Raw genomic sequence first — 22772 nt, 5'->3', positions numbered from 1 at the left:
GGACCGGAGGTCGGGGCATGACGGACATCGGGGTCGAGCCGTACCGGGAGATCACCTTCGACGCGGACGGCGACGCCGATCCCGCCCAGCGCGCCGCCCTGGCCGACGTGGACGCCACCGATCTGGTGCTGTTCGCGCACGGCTGGAACAACACCCCCGGCACCGCGAGAGGCATGTTCCGGGCGTTCTTCGCCGCGTTCCCGGCGCTGGTGGCGGGCGCCCCCGCGGTACGCCTGGGTTACGGCGGCCTCGTCTGGCCGTCCATCCGCTTCACCGACGAGGCCGTCCCCGACTTCCCGCACGCCACCGCGGCGGCCACCCCCGCCGCCTCCCCCACGACCGCCCCCGGCTCCGCCCTCGACGGCGCGACGGTCACCGCGCTGAAGGCGTTCTTCCCCGGCCAGGATGCGGCGCTCGACACCATCGCCGGCCTGCTCGCCGCACAGCCGGACTCCGAGGACGCGTTCGCCGCATTCGGCCGGCTGACCCGGCAGTTGGTGACGGCTCCCGGGGGCGGGCCGGGGGCGGCGGGCGACCTGACCGTCGAGGGCGGGCCCGGGGCGCCGTCGGCCCTGCTCACCGACGACGTCCTGGCGCTGTGCCGGCGGTTCACGGCCGCGCTCGCCGAGACGGGTCTGGCCGTGGAGCCGGGGCCGCCCGGCCCCGCGTTCTCGATCGGCGGCTCCCTCAAGCACCTGTGGGACGGCGCGAAGGAGGTGCTGCGCCAGACGACGTACTACGAGATGAAGCACCGCGCGGGCACCGTGGGCCGGCTCGGTCTCGGCCCGCTGCTCGGCCAACTGGCGCTGACACGGCCGGACTTGCGGATCCATCTGGTGGGCCACAGCCAGGGCGCGCGGCTGGTCGCGTTCGCGCTGGCGGGGCTGCCGCGCACGGCGCGCAACGTGAAGTCGGTGACGCTGCTCGAAGGGGCCTTCTCGCACTACGCCTTCGCCGAGCGGCTGCCGGACGGGCTCGCGGGCGCGGGCGCGCTGAGCGACGCGCAGGAGCGGGTGGACGGGCCGCTGGTGTCCTGCTACTCGCGCTTCGACACCGCGCTCGGGGTGATCTACCCGCTGGCCTCGGCCCTGGCCGGTGACTACGCGAGCGCCCTGCCGGGCCTCGACCGGCGGTGGTGGGCGACCGGCCACGACGGCATCCAGGCCGTACGGCCGTGCACCACGCTCACCCTCGCCGAGGCGCTGCGCGACGGGGTGCCCGACTCGGGGTGCGTCAGCGTGGACGCGGCCGCCGTGGTGAAGGCGGGCGGCCCGCCCTCGGGCGCGCACAGCGACATCTGCCATCCGGAACTGGCCCGGGTGGTGCTGGCCGCGGGCCGGATCACCGGATCCTGACCCGCGGCCGGGCACGTCCCGGCGGTGGCTGCCGCCTCCGCCCTAACGGTGGCTGGGGAACTCGACCACCTGCTGGTAGGTCGGCCGGTTCTGCCAGTTGATCGTGGACTGGGTGATGCCGCCCAGGGGGCGCTGCGTGATGCTGTCGGCGCACCACTGGTCACCCGCCGAGCAGCCGGCGTCCCCGGGGTAGACCTGGGCCGGCGTCTTGCCGGCGGCCTGCTTGAGGGTGGTGAGCAGAGTGTCGCGGCAGGCGGCGAGCTGACCGCCGCCGCAGTAGGCGCGGCCCAGCGGACCCCGCACGGTCTCGCCGAGCACCGACCTCAGATCCTTGTCGACATAGCTCCACCAGCCGTACTGGAAGGCCGACCCGGCGTGGGCGCCGGTGGGCCCGTGTCCGGCCGAGGGCGATTCGTCGATGCCGAGGTTCGCGGTGAGCGCACTGTAGAGCGGGTCGCCGAGCCCGGGCCGGAACTCGGCCTCGACCAGCAACGGCCACCAGGCGTCCATCAGCCGCACCGCGTCGGGGTGGGTGTAGGTGTGCGAGCCCTGCGCGCTCTCGCGGCGCTGCGTCCCGTCCCCCTGCCACGCCTCCAACTGCTGGACGGCGGTGGCCAGTTGGGGGTCGGTGACGGGCGCGCTGCGCAGCACCTTGAGCAGCTCGGGCAGGACGTCCTCGCCGCGCAGGTCGGTGACGGCGGCCTGGGCCATGGCCCGGGTCAGCGAGGAACGGGTGACGCCGCCCTGGGCGACCAGGGCCTTGACCCGGCCGTCGAGGAGGTCGACCCGGTGCACCGAGCCGTCGCCGAAGCCGGCCGTGGAGTAGTCCTTGGCCTGCTTGTTGTTCCAGGACACGTAGTAGTCCTGGCCGACGGACTGCGGGTGCTGGGCGGGCGGGGTGTAGGACGCCGTGTTCGCGGCGGGGTCGAACCCCTGCCATTCATAGGCCTGTTCGGCCCTGACCGGCAGCGACGGGTCCACGTCGGGGTTGCGTACGGGGTTCAGGCCGCTGTTGTAGTAGGCGGCGGTGCGCGAGTCGGCGTAGAACCAGTTGAAGGTGTAGTCGACGGACTGGGCCGCCTCCTGGAAGGACGCGGCGTCCTTGACGAAGGTGGGGTCGTTCATCATCTGGAAGCCGATGATCGAATCGGCGTCGTGCCGGTAGGTGGAGCGCAGCGAGGTGTACGCGACGGGCTTGCCGCCCACGGTGGCCCGGGCCGTGACGATGCCGTAGTTGGTGCGCCACACCTGCATCCGGTAGGAGCCGGCCGCGGTGGTGTCGGCGACGGTCGGCTTCCAGGAGTTGGTCTTCTCCAGCTTCTCCATCGCGGTGCACGCGCCGCGGTACACGTAGTGGGTGGCGTCCTGGCACAGCTCGACGGCGTAGGTGTCGGTGATGTCCTGGCCCGCCGAGGTCGCCGACCAGGCGTAGTCCTGGCCGCGCCCGAGCTGTACGTACATGCCGACGCCGGCGAAGGAGGCGCCGCGGGCACTGATGCCCGGGCCCTGGATCTCCTGGAGCATCAGCAACTGCGGTGCGAAGTAGCCGGTCTGGGGCCCGAAGACGGCCACCGGGTTGCCGCTCGCGGTGTGCGAGCCGGACACCACCAGCGCGTTGGACATGCCGCGCGGGCCGCCGAGGTCGATGCCGGGCAGCGCTCCGTTGTCGTACATGCCCTTGAGGGGCTTCAGCTTCGGCGGCACCTTCACGTCCGCCTTGGCGCCGGTGCCGGCCGAGCCGGTGCGGTCGTAGACGAGCTGCTCGGGGACGACCGAGCCGGGGTCGGGCAGTGCGGCGCCCCGGGCGTTGGCGGGCTTGCCCGCGTACGGGAAGCTGGTGCCGTCGTGGACGGTGAGGGTGGCCTCGGGGTCGTTGCGCTCGCGGAAGGACTCCCAGACCTTGGTGCCCTCGGCGACGCCGTACTTGGCCTGTGCGGCCTGGAGCGAGAGCGCGGCCTGCACCTCGCCGCCCCCGCCGCCGCCGAAGAGCCCGCCGACCACCGAGGCCAGCGCGATCAGGTCGGTGAGCTTGAAGGGCTGGATCTCCCCCACGTTCGTAATGGAGTCGATCTTGCCGGTGAGGACGTACTCGCCGGGGAAGTAGCGGCCGTCCTTGGACTGCTTGGCGTAGGCGTTGATGCCGTCCACATAGGCCTGCGCGTCGGCCATGGCCTGCTCGCCGCGGGCGCCGTTGGCGGTGCGGATGCGGTCGACCTGGGCCTGGAGATCGGCCTCGGTGTACGGGGCCTGCGGCCAGAACTCCTGCTCCAGACCCTGGTTGGCGAGCGCGCCGCCCGCGAACGAGGTGAGCTCGCCGCGTCCGATGTGCCGGAAGAGGTCCATCAGCCAGAGCCGGTCCTGCCCGGCCGCGTACCCGGCGCCGTACTCGGTTCCGTAGCGCGTGCTGCCCTTGATGTGCGGGACGCCCGTCGCCTTGTCGCGGGTGATGGTCACGTCGGGGCGCGGCGACGTGGTCGACTGCGCCTGCCCGCCGGGCACCCCGAACGAGGCGTCGTTGAAGAAGGCGTTGAGCTTGTCGTCGGTGAGCGAGGACTGGCCCGCCACCAGGGCGTCGTACTTGCCGAGTTCGTCGTCGCTGTGGGCGGGGTGCGTTCCGAACAGCTTGTTGCCGAGGATCTCGACGAGGGTGGCATTGCCGTTGGCGCCGGGCGGCAGGATGTCGGAGCACTGCCCCTGGCAGTGGTCGCCGTCGGCGGGCTCGGCGGCGCCGGCGGGTATGGCCGGGCCGAGCAGGGCGGCGGACAGGGCGATGACGGTGGCGGCGCAGGCGGCGGCTCTGCCGCGCACACCACCCGTCGCGCGCCGAAGTCCGGTGAGGGGTGCGGGTGTTGTGAGCCTTGCGGTGCGTCGTCGCATGCGCGCTCCTAGTGGGGGCCGATGCGCGGGAGGCTACTGGGGGGTACGACCTCTCGTAAGGTGAACATGCGTCACCTTCTCCGAATCCCCACACGCCCGCCCGATCCGCTCCCCGGATCGCGCTGGGGCACCAGCCCTCGCGAGGTGCCGGTGAGGCCCAAGTACCCCGAGTGCTCAGATGCGTTGAAGGTATTCCTGATACGCCGGACCACGGTGGGCGGCGCCGGCCTCCGCGCTCCCACGGCGCGCCCCCCACCTGGCACTTCGGGCGTTCTTGCAGGTCGGCGGGGTCACCGGTGGTTATGGGCCACGTTCTGAGGACTTGCTGAGAATCGGATTCCAACCCTTGGGACAGGGTAGGCGAATCCCCCGTAATGGACTTCATCGGAAATTCGATGGAGCCGGATCGCCGTCCGGTACGTCCATTCCTCGACGCCGAAGTACGAGCGACGGAGGTGGCAGGGCCATGGCTGGATTCCGCAGTCTGGCAAGACAAGTGCGTGATGCGAGGAGCGATCTCGCGTTGCGGCGCTATTCGCTGCGCAAGTGTCTGGAGCGGTTCGCCCCCTATGGGCACCGGGCGACCTGGGACCACTTGTGCCGCAGGCATCGCATCGGGCCCGAGGACCGGGCCCCCGATCCGGCGCGGCTGGTGGCCGCGCTGGAGGAACTGGAGGCGGCCAGGACCGTCTGGCTCGCCTACGAGGTCGAGTTCGCGGCCCGCAGGAAGCGTGAGAAGCACGCGGGCCTGCGGCGTCCCGGCTCGTTCGACGACTGGCACCGGCGCACCTGGGGCGGTTTCGGCGTGGCCTGGTGCGACGACCCGACGACGCATCCCGAGGAACCGCTGGCCGAGGTGCTCGGCCGCATGATCGCGGCGTTGCGGGCGGAGCCGGGCGCGCTGTGCCCGGTGTGCGGGGAGAGCCGGCTGGTGTGGAACCAGGAGCTGTCCCACGAGCCGTGGTTCGGGCCCGTCTGCTCGGGCTGCGGGATCCTGGTGCCGCAGCCGGTACTGACCACGGAGGCACTGATCCGCGCCAAGGCGGCGCGGCGCGGGGAACTGGCATCGGTGGCGTGAGCGGCGCGGGGGCGAGCCGACTCTCCCCCGCCCTGCCCTGTCTCCATCATGCCCCCGGCCGGCGCGGCCCGGGCGGCCGGCGTGCGCCCCGCGCCCGGCACGGGCGGGCTCAGACCTTGCGCTCGGCGAGCAGCCGGGAGCCGATCTGCGTGGTGCCGAAGACGTCGTCCGGGTTGGACAGGACACAGTTGTCCAGGGAGAGGCAGCCGCAGCCGATGCAGTCCGAGAGGTGGTCGCGCAGACGGCCCAACTGGGCTATGCGCCGGTCGAGTTCGGCCCGCCAGTTCTCGGACAGCCGGGCCCAGTCCTCCTTGGTGGGCGTGCGCTCCTCGGGGAGTTCCGCCAGGGCGTCCCGGATCGTGGCCAGCGGGATGCCGACGCGCTGCGCGGCCCGGACGAAGGCGACCCGGCGCAGGGTGTCCCGCTCGTAGCGGCGCTGGTTGCCCGAGGTCCTGCGGCTGACGATCAGGCCCTTGGACTCGTAGAAGTGCAGGGCGGAGACGGCGGCCCCGCTGCGCGCGGAGAGCTGCCCGACCGTGAGCTCGTGGATCTTCTCTGGAATCTGCGGCACCCCTCGAACCCTAATGGGCCCCGGCCCGCCCCCGCCGCGCCCCGCCCCCTTTCGCGCGGGCACCCCACCCGTCCCGTGCGTCGTTGACAGGACCGGCGGGCCCCACCATGCTGGGCGGGCTGAGCAAGCGCTTAGACAGCATGGCGGAAGCGTCGCGAGAGGCAGGGACGAGGGACATGACGGAGCCGAGGATCTTCACGTCCGCACAGGAGCTGACGGCCGGGGTGGGCGAGCAGCTCGGGTACAGCGACTGGCTGGAGGTCGACCAGAAGCGGATCGACCTGTTCGCCGACGCCACCGGCGACCACCAGTGGATCCACGTGGACCCCGCGCGGGCGGCGGCCGGGCCGTTCGGCACGACGATCGCGCACGGCTATCTGACCCTGTCGCTGCTGCCGTCCCTGGTGCCGCAGGTGCTGCGCGTCGAGGGCATGAAAATGGGGATCAACTACGGGACGAACAAGGTCCGTTTCCCCTCCCCCGTGCCGGTCGGCTCTCGGCTGCGCGCCACCGCGGTGCTGACGGAGGTGGTCGAGGCGGGCGGCGGTGTCCAGGTGACCGCGAAGGTCACCGTCGAGCGCGAGGGCGGCGACAAGCCGGTGTGCGTGGCGGAGTCGGTCTCGCGCTACTTCTTCTGAGCCGGCCCGCCCGGCGACCCCGTCCGCCCCGGGAGCCCGTCCGCCCGCCCAGCCGGTCCGCCGAGCCCGCCCGCGCCCCTCGCGAGCGCCCGGGGGACGCTACTTCTGCGCGGCCCCCACCATGCGCAGCACGAGGTCGGCGTAGAGCGCGCCGACCTCGTCGGGCGTGCGGCGGCCCTCGGTGTTGAACCAGCGGGCCACGTCGATGCAGAGCGACAGGACGGCGAGCGTGGTGCCCGGCACGTCCGGCACGTCGAACTCCCCCGCGGCCACGCCCTCGTTGAGGATGCGGCGCACTGCGGCGTCGCTGCGCCGGCGCAGTTCCACGATCTCGGTGCGGTGCTCGGCGCCGAGGGCGTCGAGTTCGTACTGGACCACGCGGGCCGTCATGTGGTGGCCCGCGTGCCAGCGGACGAAGGAGCGCACGGCGTCGGAGAGCCGGTCGGCCGCGCCCCCCTGCCCCTGGGCGGCGGATTCGAGGATCTCCAGGGCCTTGTCGTGGCCGATCCGGCTGATCCGGTGGAGCAGCTCTTCCTTGGTCTTGTAGTGGATGTAGAGCGCGGCCGGGCTCATGCCGGCCCGGCCCGCGATGTCCCGGGTGGTGGTGGCGTGGTAGCCGCGCTCGGCGAACGCCTCGACGGCGGCGACGAGCAGCCGCCTGGCGGCCTCGGGGGTGACCTCGCCCCACGGCTTCTCCTCGCCGCCGGCCATCCCCTCGGTCACGTCAGCCGTACCCATCGCTCGCCCCTTCCGTTCGTCAGCGCTTTCGTTCAGCGGGACGAACACCATACCCCGAGGTGAGCAAGCGCTTAGAGCTTCTGGAAGGGATCGTGCTCGGCCAGGAGCTTCTCCAGACGGGCCTGGTCGACCCGGCTGACGATCTGGCCGGCCTCCTGCCGGTCCCTGATCACCTTGGCCAGGGTGAAGGCGGACGTCACCAGGTAGAGGACCGCCATGGCGAGGAAGGCGCGCACCCAGGCGTCCGCCTGGAGGCGGAGGATGCCGATCGCGGTGGCGGCGAGGGCGATCACGAAGGCGGCGACGGCCTGGCCGTAATAGGCCGTGGTGTTCTGCTGCTTGACCGGTGTCTCACTCATGGCGCACAGCATGGAGCGGACGTGGCGCCCGCCACATCCGCTCCCGTACTCAGGACGTACTCAGCCGGACTCGCCCGGCACCTCCGGTCAGAAGGCCGAGACCCCGGTCTCCGCGCGGCCGATGATGAGCTTCTGGATCTGGCTCGTGCCCTCGTACAGCGTCATCACGCGGGCGTCCCGCAGCAGCTTGCCGACCGGGTACTCGTCGATGTAGCCGTAGCCGCCGAAGACCTGGAGGGCGTTGTTGGCGGCGCGCACCGCCGCCTCGGAGGCGAACAGCTTCGCCTTGGAGGCGGCCGTCGCGAACTCCTGGCCCCGGTCGACGAGGTCGGCGACGCGCCAGGTCAGCAGCCGGGCCGCGTCCACGTCCACCGAGATGTCGCTGATCAGCTCCTGAACGAGCTGGTAGTGGGCGATCGGCCTGCCGAACTGCTCGCGCTCGCCCGCGTACGTCACCGCCGCGTCCAGCGCGGCCTGCGCGATGCCCACACAGCCGGCCGCGACCGACATCCGCCCCTTGGCGAGCGCCGACATCGCGATGGAGAAGCCCTTGCCCTCGGGCCCGAGCAGCGCGCCCGCCGGCACCCGGACGTCCTCCAGGACCAGTTCGGCGGTGGCCTGGCCGCGCAGGCCGAGCTTGCCGTGGATGGCGCGGCGGGTCAGGCCCGGGGTGTCGGTGGGGACCAGGAAGGCGGAGACGCCGCGGTGGCCCGGGGTGTCGTTGGTGCGGGCGAAGAGCAGCACCACATCGGCCCAGGTGCCGTTGGTGATGAACATCTTGCTGCCGTTGATGACGTACGTGTCGCCGTCGCGCACCGCCCTGGTGGCGAGGCTTCCCGCGTCGGAGCCGGTGCCCGGCTCGGTGAGGCCGAAGCAGCCGAGGGCTTCGCCCGAGGTGAGCCTCGGCAGCCAGGTGCGCCGGTGCTCCTCGCCGCCCCAGGACGCGATCGTCTTGGCGACCAGGCCGAGCGAGACGGAGACGATGCCGCGGACCGAGGAGTCGCCGCGGCCCAGTTCCTCGGTGACCAGGCAGTAGGCGAGGTGGTCGCCGCCGGAGCCGCCGTACTCCTCGTCGATGGTGAGCCCGAGGAAGCCGAGCGCGCCCAGCTTCTTCACGATCGAGCGGTCGACGCTCTCCGCGCGGTCCCACGCGATGACGTGCGGGGCGATCTCGCGCTCGACGAACTCCGCGGCGAGCCGCCGCACCGCCGTCTGTTCCTCGCTCAGCTCCAGGTTCATCGTGGCTGCACCCCAGATTTAATTACCACTGCTAGTTTTTGGTTGGCAGGCCCTACTATGTGCCGCATGGCCCGACCGCGCAAGCCCCTCCTGAGCACCGACCGCATCGTGGCGGCGGCGAGCGCGCTCGTGGACGCGGAAGGCCTCGCGGCCGTGTCGACCCGGCGGCTCGCCGCCGAGCTCGGGGTCAGCGGGCCCTCGCTGTACAACCACTTCCGCACCAAGGACGAGATCCTGGAGGCCGTCGCGGACGCCACGTCCGCCCAGGTCGACCTGTCGATGTTCGACGCGGACGACGGGCGCGACTGGCGCACCTCCCTGCACGACTGGGCGCTCGCCTACCGCTCGGTCCTCACCCGCCATCCCAACATCGTCCCCGTCCTCGCCCAGGGGCCCGGGCGCCGCCCGGCCGGGCTGCGGCTCGCGGACGCGGTGTTCGGCGCCATGGTCGCGGCGGGCTGGCCGGCGGCGCAGGCGACCCGGATCGGCGCGCTGATGCGGTACTTCATCATGGGCTCCGCGCTCGGGTCGTTCGCCAGGGGCTTCGTGGACGACCAGGCCGCCTACGACCCGGCCGACTACCCGCACCTGGGCCAGGCCCACCTCCTCGCCGAGCGGCAGGAGCAGATCGACGAGGGCGCCTTCGAGACGGGCCTCACCGCACTGCTCGACGGCCTCTCGGTCCAGTACGCGGCGCTGGCGGACTGAGCACCGGGTCCAAGTGGGCCTCCTCGCAAGGGAGTTCACCCACCGGACGGCGGCCCGTGAAAAATCTGGCCGGATCCAAGCGCTCCTGCGCCTAGGGTCCTGGCATGACCTCGACCAACCTCTCGCCCGAGCGGCGCTCCGCCCGCCTCGCCCTGGCCGCGGCGGCGGTCTCCGTCGTGCTGTGGGCCTCGGCCTTCGTGTCGATCCGCAGCGCGGGCGCCGCCTACTCCCCCGGCGCGCTCGCGCTCGGCCGGCTGCTGTCCGGGACGCTCGTGCTCGGCCTCATCGTGCTCATACGCCGCGAGGGGCTGCCGCCGCGCGCCGCCCGGCCCGGCATCGTGGCCTCCGGGGTGCTGTGGTTCGCCTGCTACATGGTGGCCCTGAACTGGGGCGAGCAGCAGGTCGACGCCGGTACCGCGGCGATGATCGTGAACATCGGGCCCGTCCTGATGGCTCTGCTCGCCGCCCGGTTCCTCGGCGAGGCGCTGCCGCCGCGCCTGGTCGCCGGCATGGCGGTGTCCTTCGCGGGCGCGGTCACGGTGGGGCTCTCGATGTCGGGCCGGGGGCACACCTCGGTGCTGGGGGTGGCGCTCTGCCTGGTCGCGGCGGCCACGTACGCGGCGGGGGTGGTGCTCCAGAAGCCGGCGCTCCGGCACGGCAGCCCGCTCCAAGTCACCTTCTTCGCCTGCCTGGTGGGCACGCTGGTCTGCCTGCCCTTCAGCGGGCAGCTCCTCTCCGACGCGGCGTCGGCGCCCCTCTCCTCCACCCTGAACATGATCTACCTGGGCGTGTTCCCGACCGCGCTCGCCTTCACGACGTGGGCGTACGCGCTGGCCCGCACCTCGGCGAGCCGCATGGGCGCGACGACGTACGTGGTGCCGGCGCTGGTCGTCCTGATGTCCTGGACGGTGCTGGGGGAGGTGCCTGCGGCGCTGACGCTGGGGGGTGGGGCGCTGTGCCTCGCGGGGGTCGCCGTCTCCCGCTCCCGGCCCCGGCGGGCGCCCTCGGCCCCCCTGGCCCCTTCGGCCCCCGGGGAGGTCGGCCCCGAGGGCAGCGCCGGGGAGCGGGTCAACTGAGCGCTCCCGCATGCCCGTTGTCAGCCGCGGGCCGTGGCCGGCCGGGCGCGCAGTTCCCCGCGCCCCTTGCGGGGCCGGGGCCGGTCAGAAGAGGACCAGGGCTCGGCCTCCCCTGCCGGACAGCATGGTGTCGAAGGCTGCCGGGATGTCGGACAGGGTGATGTGTTCGGACACCAGGGCCTTCAGGTTCAGGCGGCCCGCGCGGATGTGGTCGGCCAGGACCGGGAGGTCGGTCGCCGGGTCGCAGTTGCCGTAGACGCAGCCGGCCAGGGTGCGGCCCCAGTGGAAGATCTCCAGGGCGTTGAAGGTGACCTGCTGGTCCTTGCCGCCGATGCCCACCACCGTGGTGCGCCCGCCGCGCCGGGTCGACTCCCAGGCGGTGCGGATGGTGGCGGCGCGGCCGACGCACTCCACGGCCACGTCCGTGCCCTGGCCGCCGGTGAGCGCGCGGATCTCCTTGGCCGTGGTGGGCGAGGAGACGACGAAGTCCGTGGCGCCCGCCTCACGGGCCAGCCCCTCCTTCTCCGGGGAGAGGTCGACGGCGATGATCCGCTCCGCGCCCGCGATCCGGGCCGCCTGGAGCGTGGCCAGTCCCACCCCGCCCGCGCCGAACACCGCGACCGTCTCACCGGGCCGCACCTTCGCCGAGTGATGGATCGCCCCGTACCCGGTGAGGACCGCGCAGCCGAGCAGCGCGGCCTCGGTGAGCGGGATGCCCTCGGGGAGCGGGACGAGGCAGTTCTCGGCGACGACGGTCTCCTCGGCGAACGCCGCCACGTTCAGCCCGGGGTGCAGGTCGGTGCCGTCGGCGGTGCGGGCGTACACCGAGGCCGCGCCGTTCAGGGCGTTGACGCAGAGCCACACCTCGCCGAGCGAGCAGGGATGGCAACTCCCGCAGGACGGAGCCCAGTTGAGCACCACCTCGGCGCCGGGCGCCACGGAGGTGACGCCCTCGCCGACGGCGACGACGGTGCCCGCGCCCTCGTGGCCGAGGACGGCCGGGACCGGCACCCGCATGGTCCCGTTGGTGAGCGAGAGGTCGGAGTGGCAGACCCCGGCGGCGGCCAGGCGGACCCGCACCTGGCCGGGGCCCGGCGCGGGCAGGTCGATGTCGGTGATCTCCAGCGGAGAGCCGACGGCGGGCAGTACGGCGGCGCGAACCATGGTGGGCGTGACTCCTGCGCGTTCGGAGGCGGAAGGGGACGGGCGGCGGACGCAAGGGGGGACGGAAAAGGGGTCTCAGAACTGGAGCGACTTGGTCTGGAGGTACTCGGTCAGACCATGGACGCCCAGTTCGCGGCCCACCCCCGACTGCTTGTAACCGCCGAACGGAGCAAGGGGGTTGAAGCGTCCGCCGTTGATGTCGACCTGGCCGGTGTCCATCCGGCGCGCGAACGCGACCGCCTCGGCGTCGTCGCCCGCCCAGACCCCGCCGGCCAGGCCGTACACGGTGCCGTTGGCGATGCGCAGGGCGTCGTCCTCGTCCTCGTACCGGATGATGGAGACGACCGGGCCGAAGATCTCCTCCTGCGCGATGGTCATCTCGGGCGTCACGTCCGCGAACACGGTGGGCTTCACGTAGTGGCCCTGCTCCAGGGGTGCTTCGGGACCGCCCGCGACGATGCGGGCGCCCTCTTCGACGCCCTTCTCGATGTAGCCGCGCACCCGCGCGAGCTGCTTGGCGTTGACGAGCGGGCCGACGCGGTCGCCCACCGTGTACTTGGCGGCGGCGGCCGAGGCCAGCTCCACGGCCTCGTCGTAGCGGTCGGTGTGGACCAGCATCCGCGTCCAGGCGCTGCACGTCTGGCCGGAGTTGCTCATGACGTTGGCGACATTGACGTTGACCGCCTTGGCGAGGTCGGCGGACGGCAGGATCACATTGGCGGACTTGCCGCCGAGTTCCAGGGCGACGCGCTTGACGGCGGCTCCGGCCGTGGCGCCGATCTGCCGGCCGACCGCCGTGGAGCCGGTGAACGAGACGAGGTCGACCCCGTCGTGCTCGGCGAGCGCCTGGCCGGCGACCGGGCCGAGGCCGGTGACCAGGTTGAACACCCCGGCGGGCAGACCGCTTTCGTGCACCGCCTCGGCGAAGAGCTGCGCGGTCAGGGGCGTGTCCTCGGCGGGCTTGAGGACGACCGTGCAGCCCGCGGCGAGGGCGGGCGCCACCTTGTTGACGATCTGGTGCAGCGGATAGTTCCAGGGCGTGATCGCGCCGACGACGCCGACCGGCTCCTGGTAGACCGTGGAGTTGCCGATCCGCTCCTCGAAGGCGTACGTGCCGGCCAGCTCCGCGTACGAGCCGGCGATGGCGATCGGCAGGCCCGTCTGCACGGCCTGCGCGAAGGGGAGCGGGGCGCCCAGCTCGGCGCTGATGGTCTCGGCGATCTCGTCCTTGCGGGCGATCAGACGGTCGCGCAGCGCGGCGAGCCGGGCGGCGCGCTCGGCGGGCGAGGTCGCGGCCCAGCCGGGAAGGGCGGCCCGGGCGGCGCGCACCGCCGTGTCGACGTCCTCGGCCGTGCCTGCCGGGACGTGACCCAGCACCTGTTCGTCGGCGGGGTTGTGGACCGCGATGGTCTCGCGGCCCGCGGCGGCCCGCCATTCACCGTCGATGTACATGCCGTCGTGGGCCTTCATCACATTCCTCCCGGGCGGAGCAGGCGTCGTCCGCGCTCAAACTAGCGCCGTTAGTTTTTCGGCGCCAGGGGTGCCCGGCGGGCCTGGCTCAGATGATGCCGAACAGGATGCCCGACGCGAGCACCACCAGACAGGTCAGGGCCGCCCACTTCACGGTGAACCGGGTGTGGTCGCCGAACTCCACCTTGGCCATGCCGACCAGGACGTACACGGCCGGAACCAGCGGGCTCGACATGTGGAGGGCCTGCCCGGCGAGGGAGGCGCGGGCGATCTCCAGCGGGGAGACCCCGTGGGCGGCGCCCGCCTCGGCGAGCACCGGCACGACGCCGAAGTAGAAGCCGTCGTTCGACATGAAGTAGGTGAGCGGCAGGCTGAGCAGACCCGTCACCAGGCCCATCTGCGAGCCCATGCTGTCCGGCACCACGCCGACCAGCCAGTCCGCCATGTGCTTGACCATGCCGGTGCCGTTGAGGACGCCGGTGAAGACCGCCGCGGCGAAGACCATGCCGGAGACGTTGACGACATTGTCGGCGTGGGCCGCGATGCGGGCCTTCTGGTCCGGGATGTGCGGGAAGTTCACGGTGAGCGCGAGGGCGGCGCCGATCAGGAAGAGCACCGGGATCGGCAGCCACTCCATGATCATGGAAGTGAGCAGGGCGACGGTGAGCAGCGCGTTGAACCAGTACAGCCGGGGCCGCAGGGTCGCGCGCGCGGCGTCGAGCCCCTGGAAACCGTCCCCGCCGGGCAGGTCGGTGCCGCGGGGCAGATCGGTGTCGCCGCCCGTCGCGGTGCGGGCCGCTCCGTCGGCCCCGTCCGGGTCCCCGGCGCCGCCGGCGGCCACGAGCACCGTCTCGGCCCGCGGCTCCAGGACCTCCTCCAGGCAGAGGTGCCCCACCCGCTTGCGCTCGCGCAGGCCGAGTACGTAGGCGAGGACGAACACGGCGACCAGGCCGACGGCGAGCGCGGGGATCATCGGGACGAAGATGTCGGAGGCGTCCACCTTCAGGGCGGTCGCGGCGCGCGCGGTGGGGCCGCCCCAGGGGAGCGTGTTCATCACGCCGTTGGCCATGGCGGCCACGCCCGTCATCACGACGAGGCTCATGCCCAGCCGCTTGTACAGCGGGTACATCGCCGACACCGTGATCATGAAGGTGGTGGAGCCGTCGCCGTCGAGCGAGACGATCGCGGCGAGCACGGCGGTGCCGACGACCACCCGCATCGGGTCGGCCCGGCAAAAACGCAGGATGCCGCGGACGACGGGGTCGAAGAGGCCCACGTCGATCATCACGCCGAAGTAGATGATCGCGAACATCAGCATCGCGGCCGTCGGCGCGAGCGAGCCGACGCCCTTGATGACGTAGTCGCCGAGATGGGCCCCCTTGCCGACGAAGACGCAGAAGAGGGCGGGAATCAGGACCAGCGCCGCGATGGGCGACATCTTCTTCAGCATGATCAGGACCAGAAAGGTCGCGATCATGCCGAAGCCGAGGATGGTCAGCATGCGGGACACCTCACGTTCACCCTTGAACTCCCACCAGCCGCTGGCGGTGCGGATGACGTTAGGTCGCCGTTTTCCTCCTTAACAAGACGTTGACACGCGAGCAATACGAGCAAAAGTCCAGGTCACGGCAGTGGTGCGAGCGCGACGGGGAAACCGTTGAGCACCGCGGTGCCCGAGAGCGGGTCGAGCCGGGAGCCGTCCAGGAGCTGATTGACGTTGACGCCGGGGCTCGCGGCGGCCACCGCAAGACGGCTGCCGGGACGGGTGTGGCCCCAGCCGTGCGGCAGACTGACCACGCCCTCGCGCACGCTGTCGGTGATCTCCACGGGTGCCTCGACCGTGCCCCCGTCCGCCGTGATCCGCACCCCCGCGCCGTCCGCGAGCCCGAGCCTGGCCGCGTCCTCGGGGTGGATCTGGAGGGTGCAGCGGTTGGAACCGCCGTTCAGGGCGGGGATGTTGTGCAGCCAGCTGTTGTTGGAGCGCAGATGGCGACGGCCGACCAGGACGAGGGAGGCGGGCCGTTCGGCCAGGGCGGCGCGCAGCCGCGGCAGGTCGGCGGCGATGGGGGCGGGGAACAGCTCGATCCGCCCGCTGCGGGTCCTGAGCACCTGCTCCAGGCGCGGTCGCAGCGGACCGAGGTCGATGCCGTGGGGGTGGGCGAGCACGCGGTCCAGGGTGAGGCCGTCCGGATCGGCGCCGAAGCCGTCGCCGTAGGGGCCGAGCCTGAGCATGAGGTCCAGCCGGCGCTCCGGGCCGTTCTGCCCGGTGAGCCGGGCGGCGAGGACCTCGGGGTCCTGGCCGTGCACGGGAGCGTGCGGATCGGTGACCGCCTTGGCCAGGGTGCGCTCGATGACCATCGCGTCCACGGCGTCCGGGTCGGCGCCGTGCAGCCCGCTCACGGCGAGTACCAGGCGGGCGTGGATCTCGCACTCGTCCATGCGCCCCTCGGCGAGCGGCACGGCGGGCCGGGTGTAGCGCACCTGGTTGCGGACGGCGAAGCCGTTGAAGGCGAAGTCGAAGTGGGCGCTCTGCGCGGGCGGCGGCGGGGGGAGCACGACGTCGGCGTGCAGCGCGGTCTCGTTGAGGTACGGGTCGACGCTGACCATGAAGTCGAGCCCGGCCAGCGCCCGGTCGAGCCGGTCCCCGTCGGGGGCGGACAGGACGGGGTTGGCGGCCGAGGTGATCAGCGCCCGGATGCGGCCATCGCCCGGGGTCTCGATCTCCTCGGCGAGGGCGGCGAGCGGCAGTTCGGACTTCACCTCGGGGTGCGCGCCGACCCGGCTGTGCCAGCGCCCGAGCGCGAAGCCCTTGCCGGGGCCCGGCGGGCGGGGTGCCCGGTCGGTGGCGGACAGCGGGAAGAGCGCGCCGCCCGGCCGGTCGAGGTTGCCGGTCACGGTGTTGAGGACGTCGACGAGCCAGCTGGCCAGGGTGCCGTGCTCGACGGTGCAGCTGCCGATCCGGCCGTAGACGGCGGCGGTGGGGGCGGCGGCGAGCTCGCGGGCCATGGCCCGGATGTCGTCGGGCGCCACGTCGCACAGCGGACCGACCTTCTCGGGCGTGAACTCCCGTATCGCAGCGGCCACTTGGTCCAGGCCGTCGAGCTTTTCCGCAAGGGGGCCGGGTGCGGTGAGCCGCTCCGCGAAGAGGACCTGGGCGAGCGCGGCGAGCAGCAGGGCGTCGGTGCCGGGCCGGATCGCCACGTACCGGTCGGCGAGTGCGGCGGTGCGGGTGCGGCGCGGGTCGACCACGGTGAGGGTGCCGCCGCGCCTGCGCAGCGCCCGCAGCCTGCCGGGGAAGTCGGGGGCGGTGCACAGACTGCCGTTGGACTCCAGCGGGTTGGCGCCGAGCAGCAGCAGATGGCCGGTGCGGTCGAGGTCGGGCACCGGGATGGCGAAGGGGTCGCCGAACAGCAGCCCGCTGGAGACGTGCTTGGGCATCTGGTCGAGGGTGCTGGCGGTGAAGAGGTTGCGGGTGCGCAGCGCGCCGAGCAGCGCGGGCGGATAGAGCGCGCCGGCCATGGTGTGGACGTTGGGGTTGCCGAGGACCACGCCGACCGCGTTCGGCCCGTGCTGCTCCACGATGGGGCGCAGCCTCGCGGCCACCAGGTCGAACGCCTCGTCCCAGGTGGCCTCCACCAGTTCGCCCCCGCGCCGCACGAGCGGGGCGGTGAGCCGGTCGGGGTCGCCGTCGATCTCCCCGAAGGAGGCGCCCTTGGGGCAGATGAACCCCTTGCTGAACACGTCGTCCGCATCCCCGCGGGCGCCGGTGACCCGGCTCCCGTCGAGCGTCAGGCTCAGCCCGCAGGTGGCTTCGCAGAGCGGGCAGATACGCAGGGCGGTGCGGGACATACGTCCTCCCAGGGCGACGGCGCGCGGGCCCCTGGAGCATACCGACCGGTAGGCATGTACGGGAGGCCCTCGCCCGGGTCAGTCCAGGGTGCGGGCGAGGTAGGCGTGCAGCAGCTGACGGGTCTCCGCGACGATGCCGGGGTCGCCCTGCGGGTCGGTGCGGAAAGCCAGGCGCAAGGTGGCGTCCGCCGCCTCGACGGCGACCAGGATGACCCGGTGCAGCTCGGCGTCCAGGGTGCGGCCGAACTGGGCGGGCAGCAGCTGGGCGAGCCGGTCGGCCAGCAGGTGGTTGGAGTCGGTGTCCGGGTCGGGCACCGGCTGGGGGCCGCCGAAGTCGACCAGGTTGAAGCCGGGGACGGTCTGCTTGAGGACGAGGTACTCGTCCAGGACCGCGTCCACGGCGGCGCGCCAGTCGGCCGCCTCGATCGTTTCGAGCCGGGCGTTGATCATGCCGGCGTACCGGTCGAGGTTGCGCGCGGCGAGCGCCTCGGCCATGGCGCGCTTGTTGCCGAAGAAGCGGTAGACCGAGCCGATGGGCACGCCCGCCCGCTGGGCGACGGCCCGCGTGGACAGGTCCTCGTAGCCGGTCTCGTCGAGGAGTTCGGCACAGGCGTCGAGTATCCGGGAGAGCCGCTCGGCACTGCGCTGCTGCACGGGTGCCCGGCGGAGGTTGGCGTGGAGATCAGGAGCAGGAGACACCCGCCCATCATCTCCCGCCCGGCCGGTTTTCCCGTTGACGCGACCGCATCGTAATCCTACGGTTGAGCATAGGATTCCGGCACGGGAGCAGGAGAGCGCACGATGACGACACCCAGCGGCGAGCAGGCCAGGAAGATCGCGGAGGGCCTCGGTTACTCCCATGGATTCGGCAATGAGCACAGCTCGGAGGCGGTTCCCGGCGCTCTTCCGCACGGCCGCAACGCGCCGCAGCGCGCTCCGCTCGGCCTGTACGCGGAGCAGCTGAGCGGCTCGGCCTTCACCGAGCCGCGCGCGGGCAACCGCCGCTCCTGGCTGTACCGGATCCGGCCATCGGCCGCCCACCCGCCGTTCACCCGCACCGACAACGGCCATGTGCGCACGGCGCCCTTCACCGAGACCGTCCCCGACCCCAACCGGCTGCGCTGGAACCCGCTGCCCGAGCCCCCGGCGGGCACCGACTGGCTGGCCGGCCTGTGGACGCTCGGCGGCAACGGCGACGCGGCGCAGCGCACCGGCATGGCCGTGCACCTCTACCACGCCAACGCCCCGATGGAATCACGGGTGTTCAGCGACGCGGACGGCGAGCTCCTGATCGTCCCCGAGCACGGCGGGCTGCTGCTGCGCACCGAACTCGGGCTGCTCGCGGCCCGCCCCGGCGAGGTGGCCCTGATCCCCCGCGGGGTCCGCTTCCGCGTCGAGCTCCTGGACGCGAGCGCCCGCGGCTACGTCTGCGAGAACTACGGCCGCCCCTTCGAGCTGCCCGAGCTCGGCCCGATCGGCGCCAACGGCCTCGCCAACGCGCGGGACTTCCGGGCCCCGCTCGCCGCACACGAGGACGTGGAGGGCCCGGTCGAGGTCGTCAACAAGTTCTGCGGCAACCTCTGGACCGCGACCTACGACCACTCCCCGCTCGACGTGGTCGCCTGGCACGGCAGCCACACCCCGTACGTCTATGACCTGCGCACCTTCAATGTGATCGGCACCATCAGCTACGACCACCCCGACCCGTCGATCTTCACCGTGCTCACCTCGCCGTCCGACACCCCGGGCCTGGCCGGCGTCGACTTCGTGGTGTTCGCGCCGCGCTGGCTGGTCGGCGAGGACACGTTCCGCCCGCCGTACTTCCACCGCAACGTGATGAGCGAGTACATGGGCCTGATCGAGGGCGCCTACGACGCGAAGGCGGAGGGCTTCGTACCCGGCGGCGGTTCGCTGCACAACATGATGTCGGCGCACGGCCCCGACCGCGAGACCTTCGACCGGGCGAGCGCCGCCGAGCTGAAGCCGCAGAAGATCGACGACGGCCTGGCCTTCATGTTCGAGACGCGCTGGCCGGTGACCGCCACCGAGCAGGCGGCGACGGCCGGACACCTCCAGCGGGGCTACGACGAGGTGTGGCAGGGTCTCCAGCGCCACTTCCGCTCCTGAGCACCACCTGATACGGAATCCCTGTGACCTCCTCCTTCGCACCCGACTCCCTGGTCCTGAACCGGAAGCTGCCGCTCTGGTACCAGGTCTCCCAGTCGCTGCGCGCCTCGATACTGGGCCGCTCCCCCGACGCCTCGCTGCGCCTGCCCACCGAGGAGCAGCTCGCGACGCACTACGGGGTCAGCGTGCTGACGATGCGCCAGGCGCTCAAGGAGCTGGAGGAGGAGGGCCTGATCAGCAGGCACCGGCGGCGCGGCACGTTCATCGAGCCGGCCGCCCGCCGGGCCTCGCCCGTCCGGCTGCTCGGCTCGATCGACGCGATCGTGGCCCAGCAGTCGGGCGAGCGCACCACGATCCTGGACCACGGACCGGAGCGGGTGCCCGGTGATCTGGTCGAGCACTTCCCCGGCTGCGCCGAGGTCGTCACCTACCGCCGGCTGCGCTGCGACGAGAAGAGCGGCGAGCCCACCAACTGGGCCCACAACGCGGTGCGTCCGGAGGTGGCCGCCGCGATCGACCTCGCCGACCTCACGCGCTGGCCGATGACGAAGGTGCTGCGGGACGCGGTCGGCGTGGACATCGCCCGCATCACGGACACCGTGGAGGCCCGGCTCGCCGACCCGGTCACCGCCGAGCTCCTCCAGGTGCCGCTGCTCTCGCCGATCCTGCACTACACCGGCATCACGTACGACGGCGCGGGCCGTGTCGTGGACGTCGCCCGCATCCATTACCGCGGCGACCGCTTCTCGTTCTCGGTGACCGTCGAGGCGCGCTGAGGCTCCGGACGGGCCGGTGGCCGGGGCACGGTGACGGCCGGGGGCGGGCCGGGGGCGGGCGGTCGAAGGACACCGGCTGTTCTCACTAGCATGCTGGCTGTGAGCGATGACGTGCCTCTCCTCGACGACCTGATGCCCTGGTCGGTGGCCGCGCTGCGGCTGGGCCGCGACTGGGTGGTGGCGCCGGACGAGCGGACGCTGCGCACGCGCTGGGACGCGCTGATCCGCGCCGAAGGGGCCGAGCGGGAGCGGCTGTTCGAGCCGAGCCGGGCCCGCACACTGCGCTCGCCCGCCGCCGCGCTGCCCGGCAGGGCCGCGCGCACCGGCCCCCTCGCGCAGGAGCGGGGGGCGTGCCCGCCACCCGTGCGCGTCCAGTGCGGGCCCTTCGACGAGCAGTGGCTGATACCGGACCAGCGCCTGCTCGACGCCGCCCGGCCGGAGCTGTGGCGGGTGGCCGACGGGCACCAGCTCTTCGCGGTCGAGCCGGGCGACATGCCGGCCGCCGCACCCCGAGCCCGTACGAAGGGCGAGGGTCCGGCCCAGGCGGGGCCCGCGCTGACCGTCTCGGCGCTGCTGCCCGACGGCCGCTCCCCCGCCGGGCGCCCGGGCCGCATCCGTCCCCTGTTCCGCCGCCCCGGCGCCCTCGAACCGAACCTCGCCCCGGGTCTGCTCCCGTTCCTCTCGGGGACGTACGGGTGCGCGGTTGCGCCCGCCGATGTGCTGGCCTGGGCCGTGGCGAGCGCCCGCCCGAGCGCGGCGGGGTGCGTGGTGCCGCTACCGGACGATCCCCGGCTCTGGGCCGACGGCGTCGCGCTGGGGCACCGGATGTGCGCCCTGATGACGCGCGGCGCGCACGGCGGCGAGAAGCACCGGCTGCCGGGCGGGCGGCGGCCCTACGTGCGGGCACCGATCGGCGCGGGGCCGGGCGAGCTGCACTACGACGCCGGCGAGGAGACCCTGCGGGTGGGCGAGGAGGGCCGGATCTCTCCGGTGCCGGCCGAGGCCTGGGAGTTCCGGGTGGGCGGGGTGCGCGTGCTCGACCTGTGGTTCCAGCGGCGCACCGGGGCCGCCGGGGCGGGCACGCTGGCCGCGCTCGGCCCGCGCGACTGGCCCCAGGAGCGCACGTCCGATCTGCTCGAACTGATCACGGTGCTGGCCCTGCTGGGTGAACTGCGCCCGCGCCAGGCCGAGTTGGCGGATTCTCTCGGCCGGCCGCTGACCCGCGAGCAGCTGCGCGCCGCCGGGGTGCTGCCCGTGCCGGACGCGGCGCGGCGCCCCGCGTCCGTGCTGGACCACCACGAGGAGGGGCCCGGCGGCCAGTTCGCCCTGATCTGACGAGGAACCGGCCGCCTCGGCCTCAGGCCTGATACTCCGTCAGATCGATGGCGTGGATGTTGAGCGCGTGCCCGAACGCGGGGTGGACCGTCTCGCGCTCCAGCTTCATGCCGAGCTTGCGCATCACGTTCTCGGAGGCGTCGTTGCCCACCCGCGAGATGCTGATGACCCGTTCGAGACCCCGGTCCTGGAGCGCGAACTCCAGCGAGGCGTGGGCGGCTTCGGAGGCGTAGCCCTGGCCCCAGAACGGCCGGCCGAGCCGCCAGCCGATCTCCACCTCGTGCTCGGCCTCGGGCAGGAAGTACGGCACGGACAGACCGGTGAAGCCGATCAGCTCGCCGGAGCCGAGGAGCTCGACGGCGAAGAGCCCGAAGCCCTCGTCGTCCCACTCCTCCTCCCAGCGCTCGATGTCGGCGGCGGTCCGCTCCAGGTCGCGCACCGAGCCGTCGCCGATCCAGCGCATGACCTCCGGATCGGCGTTGATGTCCGCCATGGGGGCGAGGTCGTCGTCGGTCCAGCGGCGCAGCAGCAGGCGGGGGGTGCGGATCTCGGTCATGGGGCCATCCTGCCCGGCCCGGGCGCCGAGCCGGAAATCGGCCCCCGCGCCCGGGCCGCGCGCCCGGGCCCCGCCTTTCGGATCTTGCCGGCCCCCGCGACCCCGGCAGGATCCGAAGGACATGCCCTACGGGGCGAACCCGTCGAGCGTCCTGGCCAGGGCACGGTCGAAGACCGCGTCCAGGTCGATGGGGCCGGAGTCCTCGGCGAAGGCCGCGGCCAGCCGGGGATAGCGGCCGGTGGCGACCTGGCTGAAGAGGTAGGCGATCCGCACGCCCTGCTCCTGCTCCGGGGACCAGGGCAGCGAGCGGGTCCGCTCGGCGGTCGCGATCTCGTTGGCGACGTAGGTGGTGACGACGCCGTTGACGGAGGCGATCAGCTCCATCTTGGTGCCGTACGGCGTCTCCAGCGGATCCAGGCACGTCATGCAGTGCTCCAGATAGCGCAGGGCGTTGGGGCTGAAGCCGTACACCGGGGACATCAGGCGCGGCATCCAGGGGTGGCGGTGCATCAGCGCCCGGGTCTGGTGGGCGAGCCCCAGCATGTCGGCGCGCCAGTCCCCGCTCGGACCGCCGAACTCGTACTCGGCGCTGACCGCGTCCACCATCAGCTCGTACAGGTCCTCCTTGCGCGGCACGTAGTTGTACAGCGACATCGTTCCGCAGTTCAGCTCGGCGGCGACGCGGCGCATCGTCACCGCGTCGATGCCGTCCGCGTCCGCGATCCGCACGGCGGCGGCCGCGATGTCGGCACGACTGAAAGCGGGCCGTGGGCCGCGTCCGGCGCGCTCGGGGCGCGCCCAGATCACTTCTGGTTCAGCAGGTCGCCCTGCCATGGATCATCACCTCGGCCTCCAT

Annotated in this window: 20 protein-coding genes; 8 read left to right on the top strand and 12 right to left on the bottom strand. The window is 72.7% G+C overall.

Going from position 1 to position 22772, the window contains the following annotated elements; genetic code table 11:
- Window positions 1–17 precede the first annotated feature (17 nt).
- Window positions 18–1355 carry a serine-threonine protein kinase gene (locus tag ACGF3I_RS16520; RefSeq protein ID WP_393132483.1) on the top strand — a complete coding sequence of 446 codons (1338 nt, stop codon included), beginning with the start codon at window positions 18–20 and terminating at the stop codon, window positions 1353–1355.
- A 42-nt stretch (window positions 1356–1397) separates the two neighbouring features.
- Here the strand turns inward: ACGF3I_RS16520 and ACGF3I_RS16515 are convergent, their stop codons facing one another.
- Entirely contained in the window at window positions 1398–4232 is a 2835-nt protein-coding gene (locus ACGF3I_RS16515) for a penicillin acylase family protein (RefSeq protein WP_393132481.1), read from the bottom strand.
- Window positions 4233–4698: 466 nt separating this feature from the next.
- Here ACGF3I_RS16515 and ACGF3I_RS16510 point away from each other — a divergent pair, with 466 nt between their 5' ends.
- Window positions 4699–5310, top strand: a complete 612-nt coding sequence (locus ACGF3I_RS16510) for a hypothetical protein (RefSeq protein WP_393132479.1) — start codon at window positions 4699–4701, stop codon at window positions 5308–5310.
- A gap of 109 nt (window positions 5311–5419) precedes the next feature.
- On the opposite strand, the gene soxR is transcribed toward ACGF3I_RS16510, so the two are convergent.
- Complete coding sequence (soxR, locus tag ACGF3I_RS16505; RefSeq protein WP_393132477.1) at window positions 5420–5881, bottom strand: redox-sensitive transcriptional activator SoxR; 462 nt, start codon at window positions 5879–5881, stop codon at window positions 5420–5422.
- A 176-nt stretch (window positions 5882–6057) separates the two neighbouring features.
- Between soxR and ACGF3I_RS16500 the strand changes: the two genes are divergently transcribed.
- Window positions 6058–6519, top strand: a complete 462-nt coding sequence (locus tag ACGF3I_RS16500) for a MaoC family dehydratase (protein WP_393132475.1) — start codon at window positions 6058–6060, stop codon at window positions 6517–6519.
- Window positions 6520–6618: 99 nt separating this feature from the next.
- Here the strand turns inward: ACGF3I_RS16500 and ACGF3I_RS16495 are convergent, their stop codons facing one another.
- The 3 genes from ACGF3I_RS16495 to ACGF3I_RS16485 all read right to left on the bottom strand — a co-directional run bounded on the left by ACGF3I_RS16495 (window position 6619) and on the right by ACGF3I_RS16485 (window position 8855).
- Entirely contained in the window at window positions 6619–7257 is a 639-nt protein-coding gene (locus ACGF3I_RS16495; protein WP_393132473.1) for a TetR/AcrR family transcriptional regulator, read from the bottom strand.
- Window positions 7258–7328: 71 nt separating this feature from the next.
- Entirely contained in the window at window positions 7329–7616 is a 288-nt protein-coding gene (locus ACGF3I_RS16490; RefSeq protein ID WP_393132471.1) for a YiaA/YiaB family inner membrane protein, read from the bottom strand.
- Between the two features lie 87 nt (window positions 7617–7703).
- The gene (locus ACGF3I_RS16485) at window positions 7704–8855 is read right to left on the bottom strand and encodes an acyl-CoA dehydrogenase family protein (protein WP_393132469.1); all 1152 of its coding nucleotides are present in this window, start codon (window positions 8853–8855) and stop codon (window positions 7704–7706) included.
- 57 nt (window positions 8856–8912) lie between these two features.
- Between ACGF3I_RS16485 and ACGF3I_RS16480 the strand changes: the two genes are divergently transcribed.
- The gene (locus tag ACGF3I_RS16480; RefSeq protein ID WP_393132770.1) at window positions 8913–9563 is read left to right on the top strand and encodes a TetR/AcrR family transcriptional regulator; all 651 of its coding nucleotides are present in this window, start codon (window positions 8913–8915) and stop codon (window positions 9561–9563) included.
- Window positions 9564–9667: 104 nt separating this feature from the next.
- On the top strand, window positions 9668–10639 hold the full coding sequence (locus ACGF3I_RS16475; RefSeq protein WP_393132467.1) for a DMT family transporter: 972 nt from the start codon (window positions 9668–9670) through the stop codon (window positions 10637–10639).
- A gap of 84 nt (window positions 10640–10723) precedes the next feature.
- On the opposite strand, the gene ACGF3I_RS16470 is transcribed toward ACGF3I_RS16475, so the two are convergent.
- The 5 genes from ACGF3I_RS16470 to ACGF3I_RS16450 all read right to left on the bottom strand — a co-directional run bounded on the left by ACGF3I_RS16470 (window position 10724) and on the right by ACGF3I_RS16450 (window position 17821).
- On the bottom strand, window positions 10724–11803 hold the full coding sequence (locus ACGF3I_RS16470) for a Zn-dependent alcohol dehydrogenase (protein ID WP_393132465.1): 1080 nt from the start codon (window positions 11801–11803) through the stop codon (window positions 10724–10726).
- Window positions 11804–11878: 75 nt separating this feature from the next.
- Window positions 11879–13273, bottom strand: coding sequence for an aldehyde dehydrogenase family protein (locus ACGF3I_RS16465; RefSeq protein ID WP_393132463.1), 1395 nt, complete (start codon window positions 13271–13273; stop codon window positions 11879–11881).
- Window positions 13274–13361: 88 nt separating this feature from the next.
- Window positions 13362–14774 carry a CitMHS family transporter gene (locus ACGF3I_RS16460; protein WP_393132461.1) on the bottom strand — a complete coding sequence of 471 codons (1413 nt, stop codon included), beginning with the start codon at window positions 14772–14774 and terminating at the stop codon, window positions 13362–13364.
- A gap of 122 nt (window positions 14775–14896) precedes the next feature.
- Complete coding sequence (locus ACGF3I_RS16455; RefSeq protein ID WP_393132459.1) at window positions 14897–17122, bottom strand: molybdopterin oxidoreductase family protein; 2226 nt, start codon at window positions 17120–17122, stop codon at window positions 14897–14899.
- 78 nt (window positions 17123–17200) lie between these two features.
- A complete protein-coding gene (locus ACGF3I_RS16450; protein ID WP_393132457.1) occupies window positions 17201–17821 on the bottom strand; it encodes a TetR family transcriptional regulator in 621 nt (206 codons plus the stop codon).
- A 102-nt stretch (window positions 17822–17923) separates the two neighbouring features.
- Between ACGF3I_RS16450 and hmgA the strand changes: the two genes are divergently transcribed.
- The 3 genes from hmgA to ACGF3I_RS16435 all read left to right on the top strand — a co-directional run bounded on the left by hmgA (window position 17924) and on the right by ACGF3I_RS16435 (window position 21360).
- Window positions 17924–19249, top strand: a complete 1326-nt coding sequence (hmgA, locus tag ACGF3I_RS16445; protein ID WP_393132455.1) for a homogentisate 1,2-dioxygenase — start codon at window positions 17924–17926, stop codon at window positions 19247–19249.
- A gap of 23 nt (window positions 19250–19272) precedes the next feature.
- Complete coding sequence (locus ACGF3I_RS16440) at window positions 19273–20025, top strand: GntR family transcriptional regulator (RefSeq protein ID WP_393132453.1); 753 nt, start codon at window positions 19273–19275, stop codon at window positions 20023–20025.
- A 90-nt stretch (window positions 20026–20115) separates the two neighbouring features.
- Entirely contained in the window at window positions 20116–21360 is a 1245-nt protein-coding gene (locus ACGF3I_RS16435) for a type ISP restriction/modification enzyme (RefSeq protein ID WP_393132451.1), read from the top strand.
- A 22-nt stretch (window positions 21361–21382) separates the two neighbouring features.
- On the opposite strand, the gene ACGF3I_RS16430 is transcribed toward ACGF3I_RS16435, so the two are convergent.
- Entirely contained in the window at window positions 21383–21916 is a 534-nt protein-coding gene (locus tag ACGF3I_RS16430) for a GNAT family N-acetyltransferase (protein ID WP_393132449.1), read from the bottom strand.
- A gap of 126 nt (window positions 21917–22042) precedes the next feature.
- Window positions 22043–22750 (bottom strand): TetR/AcrR family transcriptional regulator, encoded by a 708-nt coding sequence (locus ACGF3I_RS16425; protein ID WP_393132447.1) that lies wholly within the window; start codon window positions 22748–22750, stop codon window positions 22043–22045.
- Window positions 22751–22772 lie beyond the last annotated feature (22 nt).

The sequence above is a fragment of the Streptomyces sp. NPDC048111 genome (assembly GCF_043202815.1).
Taxonomy (GTDB): Bacteria; Actinomycetota; Actinomycetes; order Streptomycetales; family Streptomycetaceae; genus Streptomyces.
The sequence above is the reverse complement of the archived record's forward strand: the minus strand, read 5'-3'. Positions and strand labels throughout refer to the sequence as shown.

Excerpts from the sequence above, each read along its gene's own strand:
- ACGF3I_RS16490 (WP_393132471.1), bottom strand. The coding sequence starts at position 7,616 with ATGAGTGAGACACCGGTCAAGCAGCAGAACACCACGGCCTATTACGGC.
- ACGF3I_RS16465 (WP_393132463.1), bottom strand. The coding sequence starts at position 13,273 with ATGAAGGCCCACGACGGCATGTACATCGACGGTGAATGGCGGGCCGCC.
- ACGF3I_RS16520 (WP_393132483.1), top strand. The coding sequence starts at position 18 with ATGACGGACATCGGGGTCGAGCCGTACCGGGAGATCACCTTCGACGCG.
- ACGF3I_RS16485 (WP_393132469.1), bottom strand. The coding sequence starts at position 8,855 with ATGAACCTGGAGCTGAGCGAGGAACAGACGGCGGTGCGGCGGCTCGCC.
- ACGF3I_RS16495 (WP_393132473.1), bottom strand. The coding sequence starts at position 7,257 with ATGGGTACGGCTGACGTGACCGAGGGGATGGCCGGCGGCGAGGAGAAG.
- ACGF3I_RS16425 (WP_393132447.1), bottom strand. The coding sequence starts at position 22,750 with ATGGCAGGGCGACCTGCTGAACCAGAAGTGATCTGGGCGCGCCCCGAG.
- ACGF3I_RS16430 (WP_393132449.1), bottom strand. The coding sequence starts at position 21,916 with ATGACCGAGATCCGCACCCCCCGCCTGCTGCTGCGCCGCTGGACCGAC.
- ACGF3I_RS16470 (WP_393132465.1), bottom strand. The coding sequence starts at position 11,803 with ATGGTTCGCGCCGCCGTACTGCCCGCCGTCGGCTCTCCGCTGGAGATC.
- ACGF3I_RS16475 (WP_393132467.1), top strand. The coding sequence starts at position 9,668 with ATGACCTCGACCAACCTCTCGCCCGAGCGGCGCTCCGCCCGCCTCGCC.
- ACGF3I_RS16460 (WP_393132461.1), bottom strand. The coding sequence starts at position 14,774 with ATGCTGACCATCCTCGGCTTCGGCATGATCGCGACCTTTCTGGTCCTG.
- ACGF3I_RS16435 (WP_393132451.1), top strand. The coding sequence starts at position 20,116 with ATGCTGGCTGTGAGCGATGACGTGCCTCTCCTCGACGACCTGATGCCC.
- ACGF3I_RS16500 (WP_393132475.1), top strand. The coding sequence starts at position 6,058 with ATGACGGAGCCGAGGATCTTCACGTCCGCACAGGAGCTGACGGCCGGG.
- ACGF3I_RS16510 (WP_393132479.1), top strand. The coding sequence starts at position 4,699 with ATGGCTGGATTCCGCAGTCTGGCAAGACAAGTGCGTGATGCGAGGAGC.
- ACGF3I_RS16480 (WP_393132770.1), top strand. The coding sequence starts at position 8,913 with ATGTGCCGCATGGCCCGACCGCGCAAGCCCCTCCTGAGCACCGACCGC.
- ACGF3I_RS16455 (WP_393132459.1), bottom strand. The coding sequence starts at position 17,122 with ATGTCCCGCACCGCCCTGCGTATCTGCCCGCTCTGCGAAGCCACCTGC.
- ACGF3I_RS16515 (WP_393132481.1), bottom strand. The coding sequence starts at position 4,232 with ATGCGACGACGCACCGCAAGGCTCACAACACCCGCACCCCTCACCGGA.
- hmgA (WP_393132455.1), top strand. The coding sequence starts at position 17,924 with ATGACGACACCCAGCGGCGAGCAGGCCAGGAAGATCGCGGAGGGCCTC.